General features: G+C 37.7%; 22 protein-coding genes. 17 read left to right on the forward strand and 5 right to left on the reverse strand.

Annotated features, from left to right (window positions below):
- The first annotated feature begins 11 nt into the window (after positions 1 to 11).
- The 8 genes from AC6CH7_RS13725 (at position 12) to AC6CH7_RS13760 (ending at position 5,660) form a co-directional block, all read left to right on the forward strand.
- Positions 12 to 959, forward strand: a complete 948-nt coding sequence (locus AC6CH7_RS13725; RefSeq protein WP_498263281.1) for a T9SS type B sorting domain-containing protein — start codon at positions 12 to 14, stop codon at positions 957 to 959.
- Positions 956 to 1,945 carry a PorP/SprF family type IX secretion system membrane protein gene (locus tag AC6CH7_RS13730; RefSeq protein ID WP_498263282.1) on the forward strand — a complete coding sequence of 330 codons (990 nt, stop codon included), beginning with the start codon at positions 956 to 958 and terminating at the stop codon, positions 1,943 to 1,945. The genes AC6CH7_RS13725 and AC6CH7_RS13730 overlap by 4 nt, the downstream gene beginning before the upstream one ends.
- 169 nt (positions 1,946 to 2,114) lie before the next feature.
- On the forward strand, positions 2,115 to 2,357 hold the full coding sequence (locus tag AC6CH7_RS13735) for an AAA family ATPase (RefSeq protein WP_498263283.1): 243 nt from the start codon (positions 2,115 to 2,117) through the stop codon (positions 2,355 to 2,357).
- Positions 2,354 to 2,968, forward strand: coding sequence for a DUF8612 domain-containing protein (locus AC6CH7_RS13740; protein WP_498263284.1), 615 nt, complete (start codon positions 2,354 to 2,356; stop codon positions 2,966 to 2,968). The genes AC6CH7_RS13735 and AC6CH7_RS13740 overlap by 4 nt, the downstream gene beginning before the upstream one ends.
- Positions 2,969 to 3,005: 37 nt before the next feature.
- Positions 3,006 to 3,206, forward strand: a complete 201-nt coding sequence (locus AC6CH7_RS13745) for a hypothetical protein (RefSeq protein ID WP_498263285.1) — start codon at positions 3,006 to 3,008, stop codon at positions 3,204 to 3,206.
- A 259-nt stretch (positions 3,207 to 3,465) separates the two neighbouring features.
- The gene (locus AC6CH7_RS13750; RefSeq protein WP_498263286.1) at positions 3,466 to 4,539 is read left to right on the forward strand and encodes a sensor histidine kinase; all 1,074 of its coding nucleotides are present in this window, start codon (positions 3,466 to 3,468) and stop codon (positions 4,537 to 4,539) included.
- On the forward strand, positions 4,514 to 5,275 hold the full coding sequence (locus tag AC6CH7_RS13755; RefSeq protein WP_498263287.1) for a LytR/AlgR family response regulator transcription factor: 762 nt from the start codon (positions 4,514 to 4,516) through the stop codon (positions 5,273 to 5,275). The genes AC6CH7_RS13750 and AC6CH7_RS13755 overlap by 26 nt, the downstream gene beginning before the upstream one ends.
- A 148-nt stretch (positions 5,276 to 5,423) precedes the next feature.
- Positions 5,424 to 5,660 (forward strand): hypothetical protein, encoded by a 237-nt coding sequence (locus AC6CH7_RS13760; RefSeq protein ID WP_172663739.1) that lies wholly within the window; start codon positions 5,424 to 5,426, stop codon positions 5,658 to 5,660.
- A gap of 53 nt (positions 5,661 to 5,713) precedes the next feature.
- Here the strand turns inward: AC6CH7_RS13760 and AC6CH7_RS13765 are convergent, their stop codons facing one another.
- Positions 5,714 to 6,073: a DUF4172 domain-containing protein gene (locus tag AC6CH7_RS13765; RefSeq protein ID WP_498263288.1), complete on the reverse strand. Its 360-nt coding sequence runs from the start codon at positions 6,071 to 6,073 to the stop codon at positions 5,714 to 5,716.
- A 102-nt stretch (positions 6,074 to 6,175) separates the two neighbouring features.
- Here AC6CH7_RS13765 and AC6CH7_RS13770 point away from each other — a divergent pair, with 102 nt between their 5' ends.
- The 7 genes from AC6CH7_RS13770 to AC6CH7_RS13800 all read left to right on the forward strand — a co-directional run bounded on the left by AC6CH7_RS13770 (position 6,176) and on the right by AC6CH7_RS13800 (position 11,674).
- Positions 6,176 to 7,303, forward strand: coding sequence for an NAD(P)/FAD-dependent oxidoreductase (locus AC6CH7_RS13770; protein ID WP_498263289.1), 1,128 nt, complete (start codon positions 6,176 to 6,178; stop codon positions 7,301 to 7,303).
- A complete protein-coding gene (locus AC6CH7_RS13775) occupies positions 7,304 to 8,035 on the forward strand; it encodes a methyltransferase domain-containing protein (protein ID WP_498263290.1) in 732 nt (243 codons plus the stop codon). It begins immediately after the preceding gene.
- A 12-nt stretch (positions 8,036 to 8,047) separates the two neighbouring features.
- A complete protein-coding gene (locus AC6CH7_RS13780) occupies positions 8,048 to 9,100 on the forward strand; it encodes a type III polyketide synthase (RefSeq protein ID WP_498263291.1) in 1,053 nt (350 codons plus the stop codon).
- 142 nt (positions 9,101 to 9,242) lie between these two features.
- Positions 9,243 to 9,689 carry a 3-hydroxyacyl-ACP dehydratase FabZ family protein gene (locus tag AC6CH7_RS13785; RefSeq protein WP_498263292.1) on the forward strand — a complete coding sequence of 149 codons (447 nt, stop codon included), beginning with the start codon at positions 9,243 to 9,245 and terminating at the stop codon, positions 9,687 to 9,689.
- Positions 9,682 to 10,956 (forward strand): beta-ketoacyl-[acyl-carrier-protein] synthase family protein, encoded by a 1,275-nt coding sequence (locus tag AC6CH7_RS13790; protein ID WP_498263293.1) that lies wholly within the window; start codon positions 9,682 to 9,684, stop codon positions 10,954 to 10,956. The genes AC6CH7_RS13785 and AC6CH7_RS13790 overlap by 8 nt, the downstream gene beginning before the upstream one ends.
- Positions 10,957 to 10,958: 2 nt before the next feature.
- On the forward strand, positions 10,959 to 11,213 hold the full coding sequence (locus AC6CH7_RS13795; RefSeq protein ID WP_498263294.1) for an acyl carrier protein: 255 nt from the start codon (positions 10,959 to 10,961) through the stop codon (positions 11,211 to 11,213).
- On the forward strand, positions 11,210 to 11,674 hold the full coding sequence (locus AC6CH7_RS13800) for a 4'-phosphopantetheinyl transferase family protein (RefSeq protein ID WP_498263295.1): 465 nt from the start codon (positions 11,210 to 11,212) through the stop codon (positions 11,672 to 11,674). Before AC6CH7_RS13795 ends, AC6CH7_RS13800 begins: the two co-directional genes overlap by 4 nt.
- Here AC6CH7_RS13800 and AC6CH7_RS13805 read toward each other — a convergent pair.
- The 3 genes from AC6CH7_RS13805 to AC6CH7_RS13815 all read right to left on the reverse strand — a co-directional run bounded on the left by AC6CH7_RS13805 (position 11,669) and on the right by AC6CH7_RS13815 (position 15,318).
- The gene (locus AC6CH7_RS13805; protein WP_498263296.1) at positions 11,669 to 12,547 is read right to left on the reverse strand and encodes a Ppx/GppA phosphatase family protein; all 879 of its coding nucleotides are present in this window, start codon (positions 12,545 to 12,547) and stop codon (positions 11,669 to 11,671) included. The genes AC6CH7_RS13800 and AC6CH7_RS13805 overlap by 6 nt on opposite strands.
- A 4-nt stretch (positions 12,548 to 12,551) precedes the next feature.
- Positions 12,552 to 14,606 carry a polyphosphate kinase 1 gene (gene ppk1, locus AC6CH7_RS13810; RefSeq protein ID WP_498263297.1) on the reverse strand — a complete coding sequence of 685 codons (2,055 nt, stop codon included), beginning with the start codon at positions 14,604 to 14,606 and terminating at the stop codon, positions 12,552 to 12,554.
- Positions 14,607 to 14,706: 100 nt separating this feature from the next.
- Complete coding sequence (locus AC6CH7_RS13815) at positions 14,707 to 15,318, reverse strand: hypothetical protein (RefSeq protein WP_498263298.1); 612 nt, start codon at positions 15,316 to 15,318, stop codon at positions 14,707 to 14,709.
- A gap of 116 nt (positions 15,319 to 15,434) precedes the next feature.
- On the opposite strand from AC6CH7_RS13815, the gene AC6CH7_RS13820 reads away from it, so the two are divergent.
- Positions 15,435 to 15,926, forward strand: coding sequence for a YajQ family cyclic di-GMP-binding protein (locus AC6CH7_RS13820; RefSeq protein WP_172663750.1), 492 nt, complete (start codon positions 15,435 to 15,437; stop codon positions 15,924 to 15,926).
- The gene (locus tag AC6CH7_RS13825; RefSeq protein ID WP_498263299.1) at positions 15,926 to 16,366 is read left to right on the forward strand and encodes a GNAT family N-acetyltransferase; all 441 of its coding nucleotides are present in this window, start codon (positions 15,926 to 15,928) and stop codon (positions 16,364 to 16,366) included. The genes AC6CH7_RS13820 and AC6CH7_RS13825 overlap by 1 nt, the downstream gene beginning before the upstream one ends.
- A gap of 19 nt (positions 16,367 to 16,385) precedes the next feature.
- Here the strand turns inward: AC6CH7_RS13825 and AC6CH7_RS13830 are convergent, their stop codons facing one another.
- On the reverse strand, positions 16,386 to 17,696 hold the full coding sequence (locus AC6CH7_RS13830; protein WP_498263300.1) for a nicotinamide mononucleotide adenylyltransferase: 1,311 nt from the start codon (positions 17,694 to 17,696) through the stop codon (positions 16,386 to 16,388).
- Positions 17,697 to 17,759: the final 63 nt, after the last annotated feature.

Here is a 17,759-nt window from a genome sequence, read left to right on the forward strand (position 1 = left end):
CATTGAGATCCATGATTAATAGAAAAATAAGTTTTGTGTCAAGTATGCTGTTGCTCAGTGCAACGGCATGCTTTGCGCAATCTTCTGGTCCCCAAACTGTGAATCTCCCTCAGGGAGCTTCTTTAAAGTTGCGGGCAAATTCTGTTAACGCATCAACCTATCAATGGCTTAAAGACAGTCAAATTGTAAGTGGCGCCATTGGTCAGGAATTTACAGTATTTGTTTCTGGAACATACACTGTAATATCTTATAACACCGAAGGCTGTGCTTCTGATATATCAGAAGCTGTTATCGTTGTAGGCGGCTCTCCTCCTGTTATTCTCAAAGCTGATGTAATGGTTACTAAAACATCAGAAAACAGAGCTTTAACACTCAACGACTCATTCGATTATACCATTAACGTAAAAAATAATGGAGTCGATAAGGCAACCAACATTAAGGTTACAGATGAACTACCTCCTGAGGTTGAATTTCAGCAACTAACCCCTACTGCCGGCAGCAACGCCAGGTATAGCTTTGCAACAAGGACCGTGCATTGGGAAATTGACAGTCTGCAAAATGGTGAATCTGCTGATTTAAGGATAAAAACAAAAGCGCTTAAGGCCGGTGTTATTTACAACACTGCAAAAGTTTCGGCTGATCAGGCTGATCCAAATCTGGCTAATAACGTTTCCAGAGCTAGTACTTCGGTAGCAGGTATTATTATTCCTAACGTGTTTACGCCAAACGGAGACAACAAAAATGAAACCTTCGAAATACCCGGTGTACAAGCATTTGAAAATGAAATCACCATCCTAAACAGATGGGGAGGAACTGTATACTTCAAAAAAGGCTACAATAATGAATGGACCGGACGAGGGCTTAATGAAGGTACTTATTTCTATGTACTACGACTAAAAATAGGCACTAAATGGGAAATCTATAAAGGCTATATCACTTTATTAAGAGGCAAACAATGATGAAAAGAATCATACTTCTGTTTTTAGCATCTATTGGAATTATGTGTAGTTCAAGTGCACAGCAAGACAGTCAGTTTACACAATACATTTTCAATACAATTCATATTAATCCTGCTTATACAGGGTATAAAAAAGAGCTATATATACAGGCTTTTTATCGCGCACAATGGGTGGGCGTAAGAGGTGCACCAACAACAGTTTCAGTAGCTGTAGATGGTGCCATCGATGATGGAAATGTTGGTCTTGGATTTATCGCTTCAAACGATAAAATTGGTGCGCAAAAAAACCTTTCTGCATATGCAAACTACGCCTATAAAATCCAATTGGGTTATGATGAAAATTCCAGACTCTCCTTTGGTTTGGCAGCTGGCGTAATGCAACTTGGCCTTGATGGAGATAAATTAACCAGCATAGATCCCGATGATGAAGTTATCCCTACTGGAATGCAAAGCCGATTTTTTCCTGATGCCAGAGCTGGTATTTACTACTCTAATGAAAAGTATTTCGCCGGACTTTCGGCAAGTAATCTGATCGCAAGCTGGGCTGCAAAAAACTACAGCAACAATCTTCTTGTTCCTGTTCCTCAACCGCACATATTTTTAACTGCAGGGGCTTTAATCCCCATTACTTATGGATGGGCGTTAAAACCTATTATTTTATTAAAAGACGATATAAAAGGCCCAACTTCTCTGGATGTTAACGCCTTCGTCCTACTTAATGAAAAGGTATGGATAGGAGGTTTTTACAGAACCACGGTTCCTCTATACAACAAAAAATATCTCCAAAACGACCTTACTAAGAAAAATGCACTGGGCATGATGTTCGAACTCTTTGCTACAGACAACCTAAGAGTCGGCTATTCTTACGACTATTCTTTAAACAAGCTCCAGTACTACAACTATGGTAGTCATGAGTTTTCAGTAGGCATTTATTTAGGTCCCAGAAATATGAGAAAAATCAGATCATCCAGATGTTACGATTTTTAAATGGTATAAAATCGAAATATTGATTTGTATTCAAGTCAATATTTATGTATTCTTGACTTGAAATCAAGTCAAAATCGAATCTTTAATTGCATATCAAGAGAATTTATTAACGCATACAGAAAGCGAACTCTTTCGTTTTCTTCATAATAAAATACCCTGGGATCAACGAATGATTGCAATAAAGGGTTTGCGTGCCACAATGATCTTACAGCACATCAAATATAATGCTTCCAGCACCGTTAAAAGTCTGTATGTGATTGCTGATCATCCATGGTTTTATAATCATTCGCTTCTAGACCTGGCAGATAAATGGCATAAGGCCGATGGAAAAGTATTATATATTGATGAGGTACATAAATATGTAAACTGGTCACGCGAATTAAAGAACATTTATGATGGGATCCGGGCATGAAGGTGGTATTTACAGCCTCGTCTGCTTTAGATATCTATAGAGGTGAGTCCGATTTGAACAGAGGGGTACTTAGCTATGAACTTTCTGGAATGTCATTTAGAGAGTATCTTGATCTGGCATATAAAATAAAGATTCCTCAGGTATCACTTGATGAGCTATTGTTAAGCCATGTTGAACTTACCAGGTCTTTTTATAATAAATTAAAAGGTTCTTTGGTGCTATTTAAAGAATACCTGATTAGCGGCTATCTTCCATTTACCAAAACAAATAAAGAAATCGATTACCTGACACGATTATACCATGTTATAGATGCCTCCATTTCACATGATCTGGCATTTATACAAAATTATTCGACTACCCATACCGTAAAAATCAAGAAACTTTTAGGGGTAATAGCAGAATCGGCACCTTTTGAGCCAAACATTGCTGCAATAGCAAAGAAATTAAATCTTGGCAAAGACACCGTAAATAACTTTTTGCAAAATTTGCAAAGCGCTTACCTGTTAAATCTGATTAACCGGCCTACACAAGGCATAGCGGCATTACAAAAGCCCGATAAAATCTATTTAGAAAACACCAACCTGAGTTTCGCTCTAAAACAACAATCCTGAAATTGGAACAATAAGAGAAACTTTTTTGTTTAATCAGTTGAAAAATTCAGGGCACAAAGTTCAGCTGGCCGAAAAAGGAGATTTTCTGATTGATGGAAAACAAATTATAGAAATTGGAGGGAAAAACAAATCGTACAAACAAATACAGAATCTTGAACATGCCTATATTGCCAGTGACGAAATTGAAATAGGTTTTGGAAATAAAATCCCGCTTTGGTTATTCGGATTCCTCTACTAATATCCTACCTCAATAACTTCCCGTTACATTAAAATATTCTAATCCGATTAGCAATAAATTTTACATCCCAGTAAGATAATACAAAGCAAACCGGTTCCCTATTTAAACTGTTCGGGTTTAATTTTGTCCGTTTGAGTAATAAACACCTTTAATTGAATCCTCAAACCATTCATTTTTGTGGAACTCAATTTCATGAGAACTTTAGGAGCTTTGTGATAAAATAAAAGTTCTTCGTTAATCATGAATATATTTGCACTGAATGAAAACGAAACTTCCTCTTAAAAGCTTAATAAAAATAAGCTGCTGTTTTACTACAGCGGTCAGTTTGTTTTTGCTGCTTTCTTCTTTTATTCAAGATGGGGAACTGTACTCATCTCTTGTAAAATGTTTGTTTTTTCAACTGCTGCTTACGTTAATGTGCTTATCTAACATCCGTCTATTAGTGGTTTTTGGGGATGAAAAATCGCCTCCTATCAGTAAAAGTAACAAAAAGTTTTACCTGGCAAGTTTTGTGATGAGCGCGGTAATAATTATATGTATTTACTGGTTTGGTCAATACCTTACATATCGCGGCATAATAGAACAGCACGAACCATTTAGGGTTAGAGGCAATGTAATTTACATTTATCTCAGTTTACAGGGATTCTTTATTAATGGTATTGTTTTGCTGCTCCAAAACTTCATTATTGTACAAGATTCCAATAACCAGGTGCAGTTGGAGAACTCACGCTTAATTGCGGCAAGGTCTCAGGCGGCCAATGAATTGTTACTTCAGCAAATACATCCGCATTTTCTGTTTAATGCGCTCAACATATTAAAATCTTTAATTAAAAGGAGTCCCGATAAAGCTGAGGATTATTTACTCCGCTTATCTGACTTCTTACGTGTCTCCATATCGGGCAATAAAAGCGGAATAGCATCTCTGAATGATGAGCTGAAATTATGTGCAGATTACCTGGAGATGCAAAAAGTAAGGTTTGGTGAAGCCCTGAGCTTTAATTTAGACATACAAGAACAAGAGAAAGAAAGTTCCGGACTGGTGCTTCCTATTTTTTCGCTTCAGCCACTTCTGGAGAACGTAATTAAACACAATGAGCTTACCGATGCTGCTCCGCTCAACATAAATATCAAACAAAATGGCAACTGGATCAGTGTAACAAATAACATTCAACTTAAGTCGAATCTAGAACATTCTACCGGTAGCGGCCTGGCTAATCTTGCAGAAAGATATAACCTGTTATCTGGTGATGAGATTGACATCAGAGATGATGGACTTACCTTTTCTGTTAGCTTAAAAATATTAAAACATGAAGATTGTAATTATAGAAGATGAACAAATAACGGCTGAGGATCTTGCTGATCTGATCATCAGATTACAACCTAATGCTCAAATTGTTGCAAGCCTAAGATCTGTAAAAGAATCACTGCATTATTTTAGAACGCACGGCATGCCTGATCTTATCTTTAGTGATATTCAACTCGGTGATGGATTAAGTTTCGACATATTTAAAGCTGTCGAGGTTACTGCTCCTATCATTTTTTGTACCGCTTATGATGAATATGCATTCAACGCTTTTCGCACAACGGGCATCGATTATATATTAAAACCAATTGTTTCATCAACAGTTGAACAAGCGCTAAAAAAATATCAAACCTTACGCAAGGAATTTACTACTTCAGCGGTTTCATATGATTCTATTTTAGATCTGTTTGCAAACAAACCTGTGCAAAAAACATTTTCTATTTTAGTTACCCATAAAGACAAGATCATTCCTGTAAAAATGGAGCATATTGCTTTGTTTTATATTAAACATGAAGAAACCTGCTTGTTTACTTTTGACGACAAAACGTATGCGGTTAGCAAGAAAATGGAAGAGCTGGAACGTATTTGTGGCGATGATTTTTTTAGGGTAAACAGGCAGTGCCTGTTAAACAGAACGGCGGTTAAAGATGCGGCTCATTTTTTTTCCCGTAAGCTGGTTATAAACCTCTTAGTCCCTTTTAAGGAAACCATCACCATAAGCAAAGAAAAGACACCTCAATTTTTAGACTGGCTTGCCAGAAAATAAATATACGCTTACAATTCAGCTTCAATTTTGTCCGTTTCGGTGTAAATTCTCTTTTCTTAAATTCACAAATCAACCATCTTTATATGTGTTAGGTTGAGGCAATAAGGATTGCAACCTGATAATTGTTAGACACAATCAATGAAGAGTGATGAACATAATTATTTTTAAAACTTCGGTACGGGACAAAAATGATCTTAGTACCATTAGACGTAAGATGGACAATCTGCTTGGCACAAAAAACTGGACTTTTGCATTAGAGGATGAAGATAAAATCCTTAGGGTAGTCAGTGCCAGTTCCTATGTACCTGCCATCAGAAAAATTTTAATGAAATATGGCTTTATTTGCGAAGAATTGCCCTACTCTTTAGATGAGTTTAAAGTTTAGGTCATAATGCACACCACGCCCACTTCCAGCGGCTATTAAAATTTCTAAATCACTTAGTTCCTGCAAATCGCGTGTGGCCGTGGCTTTTGATGTTTTAGTAATTGAAATGTATTACCAATGCCTGATGCTCTTCTGTCGTGCACAACATCAGACGGAATATTAAGTCCAAGATTATTACGAATAGAGAACATAACTTCCTGTCGGCTTAAAAACTCTCCTTCAATTTCAGAAATCTTCAGGGCTTCTGAAATCATTATCTGTAGCAATGCTACTTGCTGAATGTCTGGTGGCAAAGTTTGAACTATGCCATTCATTTCACCTGTTTCCAGTGTAAAGGCGTATAACATAGCCTCACTTTTGTTAAGCTGAATCTTAAAACCTGACCAATCCGGTAGTTCCCAGTTATATTTCATGAGCCGATTATTTTTGCTAATCGGCTCACAAATTCAGTATGACTTTTAACGAACAATAACGAGTTTTACAGTGTTATGTAGTCACTAAGTTCGTTACCTGCTGTGAAATCAGAAAAAAATGACATAATTATAGTTGGTGGTGGCTTAGCTGGATTAACCTGTGCAATACATTTGCTAAAGTCAGGATTTGGCGTTACCCTAATAGAAAAAAACCATTACCCGCAGCATAAGGTTTGCGGCGAATACGTTTCAAATGAGGTGCTGCCCTATTTGAAATCGCTTGATATTGATCCGGCCCAGCTGAATCCGACAGAAATTATCCGATTAACTATTTCTTCTGCCAGCGGCAAAACAACAAACACAGAATTACCGCTCGGCGGTTTTGGAATTAGCCGCTTTGCGCTTGATCATTTCCTCTACGAAAAGGCATTGCAAAATGGCTGCACTTTCATAAATGACACTGTAAACGCCATTGATTTCAAAGAAGATGTATTTAGCATTAGCACAACCAAAACTGGTTTGCTTAATGCAAAAATGGCAATTGGTGCTTTTGGAAAAAGATCATCATTGGATCAAAAGATGGAACGGGGATTTATTCAAAAAAAATCGCCATGGCTTGCTGTAAAAGCGCACTACACGGGTGATTTCCCGGATGACCTGGTTGCACTTCATAATTTTAAAGGCGGGTATTGCGGGGTTTCTAAAGTAGAAAACGATCACATTAACATCTGTTACCTCACAGATTACCAAAGCTTTAAAGCCTATAAAAACATTGCTGATTTTCAAAAACAGGTACTTTATAAAAACCCTCATCTAGAGGAGGTATTTGAAAACTGTATTCCATTGTTTGATCAGCCACTAACAATAAGTCAAATTTCTTTTGAGAAAAAGGAACCTGTTTATAATCATATTTTGATGGTTGGAGATACCGCAGGTCTAATCCATCCTTTGTGTGGAAACGGGATGGCAATGGCCATCCATAGCGCCAAGATCTGTGCAGAATTAACCATTCAGTTTTTGAATGGCAATATCTCATCAAGAACGCTATTAGAAGAAAAATATGAGAAAGAATGGAACATAAATTTCAAAAATAGACTGGCTGTGGGGAAACTCCTTTCAGGGATTATAAGAAAAGAAAAACTCTTTGCTCCATTGTTAAATCTATTGATTAAATTCCCTTCTATATTGCCCCAAATCATTAAAAAAACTCACGGAAAACCGATAATTTAAATGCTTGTAAACACCAGAAGAAGAAGCGGAGCATCTGAAATAATGGATAATTTCTCTATGGAAGGAGAAATACTAAGGGATGCTTTAGACAAAATTGCAAGCATAAACAGATTACTGGGTGGGAACAAAGTGACCTTGCATGGCGTAACAACCTTAATAAAAAGCAGTGAGGCTTTTAGCAATAATACTTCGAAAGAGATTAGCATTTTAGATGTAGGTTGTGGGAATGGTGATATGCTGAGAACCCTTGCTGACTATGCTCTTAAAAATAATTTAAAGTTTAAACTGATTGGAATTGATGCCAACAATTATACCATTGGCCACGCGCAGCAGTTGTCCAAAAACTACCCAAACATTAGCTACGTATGTACAGATATTTTCAATGAAATTGAACAACAAAGCACTTACGATGTTATCCTTTGTACATTAACTCTTCACCATTTCAAAGATCCCGAAATACTGAAACTGATGAACGGTTTTAGAAATCAGGCAGAGATGGGTATTGTGGTTAACGATTTACATAGAAGTGCTGTTGCTTATTACCTGTTTTTGGCGATATGCTTTGTTTTCAGACTCAATAAAATGTCTAAAGATGATGGACTGGTTTCGATACTTAGGGGTTTTAAAAAGGCTGACCTGCAATCCTATTCCAGGGAACTGGATTTTAAAAAATATACGGTAAAATGGAAATGGGCATTTCGCTATCAATGGATAATTCCAACTTCCAATTAACAAAAACCATCTATGAATGTAAAGATCAAAACCATTGCTAAGCTGTTGCCCCGGTATTCAAGAAAAACTGAAGAAATTATACCTTTTTTAGATTCATGGTTAAGTGGACAAGATGAACGTTTCATTAGAAAAGTAAAAAAGATATTTGAAAATGCAGGGGTTGATCAGCGCTATTCGATCATGTCGCCCGAAGAAGTTTTCAGCAATCTGACTTTTGAAGAAAGGAACAATATTTATGTGAGAGAGGGCATAAACCTTGCTACCGAATGCTTAAAAAAAACTTTAGAAAAAGCAGCATGGTTACCTGATGATCTGGACTATATAATTACAGTGAGCTGCACGGGTATTATGATTCCTTCATTAGATGCATACCTCATCAACACCTTAAATCTGAAACAAGATATAGTTCGCTTACCGGTTACAGAAATGGGTTGTGCGGCAGGTGTTTCGGGTATGATATATGCCAATAATTTTTTGATAGCTAATCCGGGGAAACGGGCTGCAGTAGTTGCGTACGAATCGCCTACAGCAACATTTCAGGTAAATGATTTTTCTATGGCCAACATTGTCAGCGCGGCAATTTTTGGTGATGGTATGGCTTGTGCGTTACTGTCATCCCACCCAGATGATGAGGGCCCGGAAATTATAGCGAATGAAATGTATCACTTTTACAATGCAGAACAGATGATGGGCTTTAAACTGGCAAACAGTGGTTTGCAAATGGTTTTGGATGTTGCAGTGCCTGATACGATAGAAAGTCATTTTCCGGATATCATCCATCCGTTTTTAGCGAAACACAATTTAACAATAGGTGATATTGATCATTTGATCTTTCATCCGGGAGGAAAAAAAATTGTGCAGCTTGTTGATGACTTATTTGGTAAATTAGGTAAGAATATAGAAGATACTAAAGCGGTTTTAAGATTGTTTGGAAATATGTCGAGCGCCACGGTTATGTATGTTTTAGAACGCTTTATGGCGAGTAAGCAGAGTACCGGAGATTTGGGACTGATGTTAAGCTTTGGCCCCGGGTTTTCTGCGCAAAGAATATTGTTGAAATGGTAGTACCTCAGGTTATGCTGAATTTATTTCAGCATTTCGGACTTACTGGATGGCCTTTCTAATTCGCGATGCTGAAATAAATTCAGCGTGAGGATCGCTTTAGAAACTAAAAAAAGAATACTTTTAACGCAATAATTAGTTTAACATGAATAAAGAAGAAATTTTAGCCCACTTGCCTTACTCCAAACCGTTTTTATTTGTAGATGAAATACTTCATATCGATGAAAACGGATCAAGCGGAACTTTCACATTTGATAAAGATCTTGACTTTTACAAAGGTCATTTTAAGGATCATCCGGTAACACCAGGCGTAATTTTAACTGAAACAATGGCTCAAATTGGTTTGGTTTGTTTGGGTATATATCTTACAGGAAGTGCTGAAGGTGGCCTACCAGGACATGTAATGCTAACTTCTACTGCTATTGATTTTATAAAACCTGTATTTCCGGGAGAAAAGGTAAAAGTTGTTGCAGAAAAAGTATACTTCCGCTTTAAAAAACTAAACTGTACCGTGCAAATGTTAAATGAGCAGCATGAAGTGGTATGCAAAGGCACAATAGCCGGAATGGTAACCAATAAAATGAATGGATAAAAGAGTTGTTGTAACAGGATTAGGAGTTGTTGCCCCAAATGGAGTTGACTTAACTGCATTTACGGATGCCATAAAAAATGGCACTTCGGGTATTAAGCATGATCCTCAGTTAGCACAACTGCAGTTTTCTTGTCAGATAGCTGGTAAACCTGAGCTGTCTGATGATTTTATTGCACAATATTTTACCGCCTTAGAATTAAAAAATTTTAACAGTACAGGGATCCTGTATGGCGTTATTGCCGGTATGGATGCCTGGAAAGATGCGGGTCTAACCATTACCGATGGCGATGAACCTGATTGGGACAGTGGAACAATATTTGGAACCGGCACTTCGGGCATTGATAAGTTCAGAGAGTCTATCTACAAAGTTGATGAACTGCAACTCAGAAAACTCGGCAGCAATGTAGTGGTACAAACCATGGCAAGCGGAATCAGCGCTTATCTGGGCGGCAAGCTCGGATTGGGAAATCAGACAACCACCAACTCATCGGCCTGCATTACAGGTACAGAAAGCATTTTAATGGCTTATGAGCGAATTAAAACCGGACAGGCGACAAAGATGCTCGCTGGCAGCACCAGTGACAGCGGACCCTATATATGGGCCGGATTTGACGCAATGAAAGTTTGCACTTACAAACACAACCCATCTCCTGAGCAAGGATCCAGACCAATGAGTGCCAGTGCAAGTGGCTTTGTACCCGGAAGCGGCGCGGGAGCTATGGTTTTGGAATCATTAGATAGCGCCCTTAAACGGGGAGCAACAATTTATGGGGAAATACTGGGAGGGCATATCAATTCAGGCGGACAAAGGGGCATCGGAACCATGACAGCTCCAAATAGTATTGCTGTTCAACGCTGCATAAAAGGAGCCTTGCAAAATGCAGGCATTAACCCCAGTGAAGTGGACGCCATTAACGGGCACCTTACAGCAACTTCTAAAGACGCTACAGAAATCCAGAACTGGAGTATTGCCTTGAATAGAAAAGGCTCTGATTTTCCTTATATCAACTCTTTAAAATCTACAATCGGCCATTGCCTAAGCGCTGCCGGAAGCATTGAATGTGTAGCCTCAATCTTACAATTGCATCATGATTTTATATTTCCGAGTATCAATTGTGAAGATCTAAATCCAGAGATTAGCGACATGATAGATTTCAATAGAATTCCGCAACAATTGTTGAACACAAATGTTAATATTGTGGCTAAAGCAAGCTTCGGGTTTGGCGATGTAAATGCTTGTATTATCTTAAAAAAATACGCTAAATAAATATGGACAGAGCAGAATTAATAGCAAGGCTTACGCCTATTATTACTACCTATGCGCAAGATAAAGATGCCGTAGCCTCAATAAATGAAACTACTGATTTCATTAAAGATTTGAAGATCAATTCTGCCAACCTGGTTGATGTAATTTTAGATGTTGAAGAAGAATTTGATATCGAGATTGACAACCTATCAATGGAACGAATGCTGAATGTTAGCGCTGCAATGGAAATCATTGAAGATAAACTGAAAACAAAATGATAGGCAACGACATAGTAGATCTTGTACAGGCTACGATAGATAGTAACTGGAAACGGAAGGGTTATCTGGATAAGATCTTTAACACCGAAGAGCAATTTATGATCACCTCCGGTATTCATCCTTCTATGATCATATGGTTGTTGTGGAGCATGAAGGAATCTGCCTATAAAATATATTCAAGGGAGGCTAAACTCCGTGAGTTTGCCCCACTTAAACTTCGGTGCAGCAACCTGATCATTCATAACGATACTGCCACCGGAAATGTTTCTTATGAGAATGAGCTATACTATACTGAAAGCTTTTTTGATGAGAATTACGTTCATACCATAGCCTCAACAAAACTGGAAGAACTTGAAAAGGTTGAAATTAAAATAACCGACCATGCCCTGTTTGATTACAAAAAGACCAAACCGGCATCGGTAAGTCACCATGGTGCTTACCTTGCCTTAGTCTACCTATAAATTCTCTTCGATCAACAGGTTAATTATCCCATCTACCAGTCCAACTTTAGGTACATAGATCTGCTTGATACCTGTCCACTTCATTAAAGTAATGTAGATTTCGCAGGCAGGAATAATTACGTCTGCCCTATCCGGATTAAGGCCAAACACGCTAATCCTTTCTTTTAATGAATGTCCGTTCAGTTGATTGTACAATCCTTTTAATTTCAGGAATGATAGTGGCATTCCGTCCTTTTCGTCCGACATTCTGAACAGCTTATTGATGTTCCCACCAGTTCCAATGCCTGCCACATTTTTAAGGTTTTTGGTGTTCTCTTTAATCCAAAGTCGCATATCTTCCCAAGTCTCATCCTTGTCCTGATTGTCGAGGATTCTGATGGTTCCTATATCGAAGGATTTAGAGGCTACCGGCTCTTTGTTTACAAAAACCGAAAGCTCAGTACTACCTCCGCCCACGTCTATATACAGATAGCTTTTTTTAGCATCCAGGTTTTCTTCAATATGGTTAGCGTAAATGATGTTTGCTTCACGCTGACCTTCAATAATTTCGAGATCAAGATCGGCAACTTCTTTAATTCTTTTTATCACCTCGGCTCCGTTCTCCGCTTCGCGCATTGCAGATGTAGCACAAGCCAGATATTCTGAAACATGGTAAACATCCATCAGATTTTTAAAGGCACTCATTGTTTTAACAAGGTCTTCAACTTTGCGATCTGATAACCTGTGATCTAGAAACGCATCATCTCCCAGCCTTAATGGTACCCTTACCAGGGTGTTCTTTTTATAACTATAGCCCTTTTCCGTTTTTGAGATATCAGCTATCAGTAACCTTACAGCATTTGACCCTATATCTATTGCAGCGTATCTTAACATTGCTCTATTGGTGTTTATTTTTTAAGTAATTATAGGTTTGCACCTGCGCCCTAACATTTGTTGTGAGTCTGTTTTTATGATATTTGTTGTTATTTAAGCGGGTAATATCTCTGGCCTTCACATTATCTTGTAATTGAAACTCAATGATATCTCTTATTTCCTGTCTCACTTCTTCATCTAAAACCGGAAAGCCCACTTCTACCCTATGTTCAAAGTTCCTGCTCATCAGATCTGCAGACGAAAGAAACATTTCTTCTTTATTATTATTGCCAAATATGAATACCCTGGCATGTTCCAGAAACTTATCAATGATGCTTATAACCGTGATGTTTTCACTAAAACCTTCTATGCCCGGAACAAGCGTGCAGATACCGCGAACAATAAGCTTAACAATTACACCCGCATTGCTCGCCTCATAAAGTTTCTCTACTATCCCTTCGTCTGCAAGGCTGTTTACCTTTAAAATGAGGTAGGCTGTTTTACCTTGCTTTGCAAACTTAATCTCTCTTTCTATCAAGCCATATATCTTGGTTCTGGATTCGAGTGGTGATACAATCAGATGCCTAAATCCTTTTATGACCATCCTTTTGTTCAAGGCATTAAAGAGCTTAAGCAAGTCTTGTGTAATTTCTTTTTTAGCAGTAAAAATACTGTGGTCGCAATAGAGTTTAGCTGTTTTCTCGTTAAAATTACCGGTAGCAAGATTGGCATAGTAAACCGCTCTCCCCTTCTCCATTCTTTTTACCAAACAGATTTTGGAGTGTACTTTATAATCCGTTAAGCCGTAATTAACATGTACACCCTCTTCTTCTAATTTGCTTGTCCAGAATATGTTTGCCTGCTCATCAAATCTGGCTTTTAACTCTACAAGGCAATGAACCTTTTTGCCATTTTTAGCTGCATTTATCAGGGCATTTACAACCCTGGAGTTTTCTGCCAGTCGGTAAAGGGTAATATTGATTTCTGTTACCTTAGGATCAATTGCAGCCTCACGTAAAAACAGAATAATATAATCGTACGACTGATAAGGTAAATTGATCAGATAATCCCGTTCGCTTAGTTTATTAAAGATGCTTTCGGTGCGGTGCAGACCGGCGACTTTCAATGGTGTATTTTTTGCATACTCCAGGTCTTTAGAACCCACATTTGGAAAGGCAATAAAATCTCCGAATTTATGATATCTGTTTCCAGGGATTAAGCTTTCGGCTTCTATCTTAAGTTTAGAAATCAAAACCGTAAGCATCTCAAACGGCATTTCGGTATCGTAAAGAAGGCGCATTGGCTTACCCTTTTTACGTTTATCGAGACTGGTTTTGAGGTCTTCAACAAATTTATCATTGATGTTCTTATCTATATCCAGCTCTGCATCTCTGGTGAGCTGAATAGAATATGCGTCTATCACATCGTAGTTAAAAACATAGAAGATATCGTCTAAGCAGTATTTAATTATATCCTCGGCAAGGATGATAAATTTAAGTCCGTTCGTTTCAGGCAGAACAAGGAACCTGGGCAAGTCCGGAGGCAGTTCTATTAGTGCATACTTCTCGCTTTTCTTGGATGTTTTTTTTGAAAGCCGAACAAAAAAATATAAATATCGATCTTTAAGTTCGGGAAAGGGCTTATCCAGATCAATCATAATAGGAACAAGCGTTGAAAGTATCCTGTCTCTGAAATGGTTGCGAACAAATTCTCCGCGCGAAACGTTAAGTTGCGTTTCGTTTAAAATAAAGATCCTGTTCTGTGCTAGCTCATTAATTAGTGTTGCCTGAAAAAGCTGTTCAAATTTGCGTTCCTGCTTTACAACAATATTCTTTATTTCGTTTAAAATCTTTTTAGGGTTAAAGCCCAATAATGCTTTGGCTTTATCATTTAGGTTAGATAACCGGCTTAATGTGGCTACCCTTACCCGATAAAACTCTTCAAGGTTTGACGAGAAGATAGATAAAAACTTTATCCGTTCTATGAGCGGTACGGTTTCATCGGCAGCTTCTTGTAAAACCCGTTCGTTAAAATATAACCAACTGATCTCTCTGTTTAGAAACGGCGCCTTTTTTTTCATTAAATATTATTGGTCCTCAAAACTGCAAATTCTATTGTTAAGTAATTGTTAATTATTACTCAATTAATAGATTAAAACTTAACTCTTAATCTAACCGGCCTTATTTAGTCTTTTGGGGCGGTGTTTTTGGTGCAGTTGGCTTTGTGGCCTTCTTAATAGGGGCCTTACTTGCAGCAGGTTTTGCAGGTGCTGTTATTTTAACCGCTGGTTTTGCAGCAGTTTTAGCCACTGGTTTTGCGGGTGTTTTTACAACAGGTTTTGGCGCAGTTATTCCCGCTACTTTAGCAGCCGCATCTTGTACAGGTTTTGAAATTGCTTTAGCTGCCTTCTCTTCTGTTGCAATTGCGGCAACTTTTACACTTTGTGCTACTGGTTTAGCTTTTGCAACCGCTTTCTGAACTACCTTTTTGGCATTTTTAGCTCCTTTTACTGTACTTTTCTTCACCTCTTCAACCTTTTTAGCTACGGGTGCATTGGATGAGGTTGCTTCGTCAATTTTATTTTCTACAACTGATTTCACCTCCTTAAATTTCTTCGATAATTTTTTGGCAACAAACTTACTGGCAATCTCAATATCCTTACCTATCCTTTCTGCATCATGCCCCAGATGTTTTACAACTTCCAGAAACTTCTCTCTCAAACTTTTTTCTAATTCTTTTTTAACCGCCTTTTTTGAGTCTTTTTTTTGCACCTTTGAGTTATTGGTTTTCATATGTTATAAGTTTTAGTGTAACAGCTTATGAATGGTTCATAATAATTTCGTTTTTTTGTACAGAGAAATCAATATTTACTTAAATCTAATATATTTTTTACTATAAAGCTATAATCATGCCCACTTTCGATATTGTAAGCAAAGTAGATGCTCAAACATTTGATAATGCAATGAATAACGCAAAAAAGGAGATCCTTAACCGTTATGATTTCAGCACTTCAAAAAGCACCATTGACCACGATAAAAAAACCAATGTAATTACCATAGTTACGGAGGATGATATGCGCTTAAAAGCTATTGAAGACGCTATTATTTCCAGAATGGTAAAGCAGAATCTCGATGCCAAGAGCCTGGATTTTGGTAAAGAACAATATGCATCAGGCAACATGATCCGTAAAGAAATTACGGTTAAAGAAGGCATAGATAAAGAGACAGCTAAGAAGATAGTTGCAAAAATAAAGGCAAGTGGATTAAAAGTACAGCCATCTATGATGGATGATCAGGTTCGTGTACAAAGCAAAAGCATTGATGACCTGCAAGCTGTGATTTCACTTTGCCGAAAAGAAGATTTCGGGCAACCTTTGCAATTCATTAACATGAGGAACTAATGGAAATTGAAGATCATGGTTTTATCTTTTCAGATGATAAGAATAAAATAGATCCTATTGCTATTCATCATTATCTGAGCACCCAATCTTACTGGGCAGAGAATATTCCGTTAGACACTGTTAAAAGATCCATAGAGAACTCATTGTGCTTTGGAATTTACAAAGACACCAAACAAATTGGTTTTGCCAGATGGATCACAGACAAAGCTACTTTTGCATACCTTGCTGATGTTTATGTTGAAGAAATATATAGAGGGCAAGGCTTATCAAAAAAGCTCATGTCGCTAATGCTTTTCCATAAAGACCTGCAGGGATTAAGAAGATACATGCTAGCCACCCAGGATGCCCATGGCTTATATGCCCAATTTGGTTTTAAACCAATCGAACATCCTGACAGGTTAATGGGAATAGCAATTAAAAACCCGTATAAAGACTTATAATGTTTTGTAAAAACAGTTTCTAAACTGTTTTTACATCATCATCGCTATAATCCTGAATATCTGTGATATACCCATTTAAGATCAGAAAATCAAACAAAGGTTTGGCATCTGGAGTTACCGGCATATTTACCGAAGTAACCACTTCATTTGTTTTCTTATCAAGGAAGGGATAAGCGAAAAGCTTTACATTTTTGCTAAACATATCGCTCACATAACTTAACAACAGGCTGCTGTAATTTTCACCGAAGTTATTTGAGTTAAATACGAATTTCAGGTTATTGATATTGGTAGATATGCCTACACTTTTTGGTCTACAGCGATCCAGATATTTAGCCAGTTTATTGTGTCTGGAAAAGTTGGATACGATCACCTTATTTCCGGTTTTACACATCTCTTCTGCCCTTTTTGCAACAGCCCTCAAATCTACTTCATGCAGGTCATCGCCGGTCGACAATAAGTTAGACATCAACACTTCTATAAGAACACTCAGGTTCTCTTCCTGTACATTTTCTGTTTTCACAAACTGATCAACAGCTTTGTTGAGCATGCTGAAATTTGGATGAGATTTTTGCGCATACTTTGTACGCAAAATCATGATATCTTTTTTATACAGCAAATCTTTAGGCAAACAAGGCTGACCCTGAGCATCAAAAATAGCTGCATCGGAGAAGTCCTTAACGATCAGATAAAGATTTAACAAAATGTTATCCGCTCCTTTAAATACTGGCCCGTTTACAGAAATAAGATCAATTTCAACTGATCCAACAGTTAAATTATCTGCCAGTGATTCAATCATTGCCCTGCGGTCCTGATTGTAATAAAATGCTGCGTAAACAAGGTTAACACCAATTATCCCCAATACATTTTGTTGTAAAGCGGCATCCGTATCAAGCAAACGAACATGAAAAAATATTTCGTTGGGCTCTCCCCCAGGTTCTGATTGAAAGCGAAGTCCTATCCAACCATGCGGGTCATTAGATTTGTTGTAGTTAAGTGTAGTTACTGTATCTGCAAAAGCGAAAAAGGTTCTGTCATCATACTTTTCGCCACTTAATCTTTCTGTTAATAAACCAAACTCGTGATTTAACATTTTTAATAGTCTGGATTTGCTCACATATCTGCCAGACTCTTCAACACCATAAATTGCATCACTAAATGTCATGTCGTATGCCGACATTGTTTTTGCAACCGTACCCGATGCGGCACCTGCGGTAAAGAAATTACGGGCAACTTCCTGTCCAGCACCTATCTCTGCAAATGTTCCGTAAATTTTAGGGTTTAAGTTAATCTTTAAAGCTTTACGCTTAGTATCAAGGATTTCTCTTTCCATTTTGCAAAAATAGCACAATCAGATGGATTTAGACGATAAAATCCCTATATTGATGCCAATTAT

This window comes from Pedobacter sp. GQ55, from assembly GCF_059758925.1.

Excerpts from the sequence above, each read along its gene's own strand:
- AC6CH7_RS13820 (WP_172663750.1), top strand. The coding sequence starts at position 15,435 with ATGCCCACTTTCGATATTGTAAGCAAAGTAGATGCTCAAACATTTGAT.
- AC6CH7_RS13805 (WP_498263296.1), bottom strand. The coding sequence starts at position 12,547 with ATGTTAAGATACGCTGCAATAGATATAGGGTCAAATGCTGTAAGGTTA.
- AC6CH7_RS13815 (WP_498263298.1), bottom strand. The coding sequence starts at position 15,318 with ATGAAAACCAATAACTCAAAGGTGCAAAAAAAAGACTCAAAAAAGGCG.
- ppk1 (WP_498263297.1), bottom strand. The coding sequence starts at position 14,606 with ATGAAAAAAAAGGCGCCGTTTCTAAACAGAGAGATCAGTTGGTTATAT.
- AC6CH7_RS13740 (WP_498263284.1), top strand. The coding sequence starts at position 2,354 with ATGAAGGTGGTATTTACAGCCTCGTCTGCTTTAGATATCTATAGAGGT.
- AC6CH7_RS13775 (WP_498263290.1), top strand. The coding sequence starts at position 7,304 with ATGCTTGTAAACACCAGAAGAAGAAGCGGAGCATCTGAAATAATGGAT.
- AC6CH7_RS13800 (WP_498263295.1), top strand. The coding sequence starts at position 11,210 with ATGATAGGCAACGACATAGTAGATCTTGTACAGGCTACGATAGATAGT.
- AC6CH7_RS13735 (WP_498263283.1), top strand. The coding sequence starts at position 2,115 with ATGATTGCAATAAAGGGTTTGCGTGCCACAATGATCTTACAGCACATC.
- AC6CH7_RS13725 (WP_498263281.1), top strand. The coding sequence starts at position 12 with ATGATTAATAGAAAAATAAGTTTTGTGTCAAGTATGCTGTTGCTCAGT.
- AC6CH7_RS13730 (WP_498263282.1), top strand. The coding sequence starts at position 956 with ATGATGAAAAGAATCATACTTCTGTTTTTAGCATCTATTGGAATTATG.
- AC6CH7_RS13790 (WP_498263293.1), top strand. The coding sequence starts at position 9,682 with ATGGATAAAAGAGTTGTTGTAACAGGATTAGGAGTTGTTGCCCCAAAT.
- AC6CH7_RS13750 (WP_498263286.1), top strand. The coding sequence starts at position 3,466 with ATGAAAACGAAACTTCCTCTTAAAAGCTTAATAAAAATAAGCTGCTGT.
- AC6CH7_RS13780 (WP_498263291.1), top strand. The coding sequence starts at position 8,048 with ATGAATGTAAAGATCAAAACCATTGCTAAGCTGTTGCCCCGGTATTCA.
- AC6CH7_RS13760 (WP_172663739.1), top strand. The coding sequence starts at position 5,424 with ATGAACATAATTATTTTTAAAACTTCGGTACGGGACAAAAATGATCTT.
- AC6CH7_RS13765 (WP_498263288.1), bottom strand. The coding sequence starts at position 6,073 with ATGAAATATAACTGGGAACTACCGGATTGGTCAGGTTTTAAGATTCAG.
- AC6CH7_RS13755 (WP_498263287.1), top strand. The coding sequence starts at position 4,514 with ATGAAGATTGTAATTATAGAAGATGAACAAATAACGGCTGAGGATCTT.
- AC6CH7_RS13830 (WP_498263300.1), bottom strand. The coding sequence starts at position 17,696 with ATGGAAAGAGAAATCCTTGATACTAAGCGTAAAGCTTTAAAGATTAAC.
- AC6CH7_RS13825 (WP_498263299.1), top strand. The coding sequence starts at position 15,926 with ATGGAAATTGAAGATCATGGTTTTATCTTTTCAGATGATAAGAATAAA.
- AC6CH7_RS13795 (WP_498263294.1), top strand. The coding sequence starts at position 10,959 with ATGGACAGAGCAGAATTAATAGCAAGGCTTACGCCTATTATTACTACC.
- AC6CH7_RS13785 (WP_498263292.1), top strand. The coding sequence starts at position 9,243 with ATGAATAAAGAAGAAATTTTAGCCCACTTGCCTTACTCCAAACCGTTT.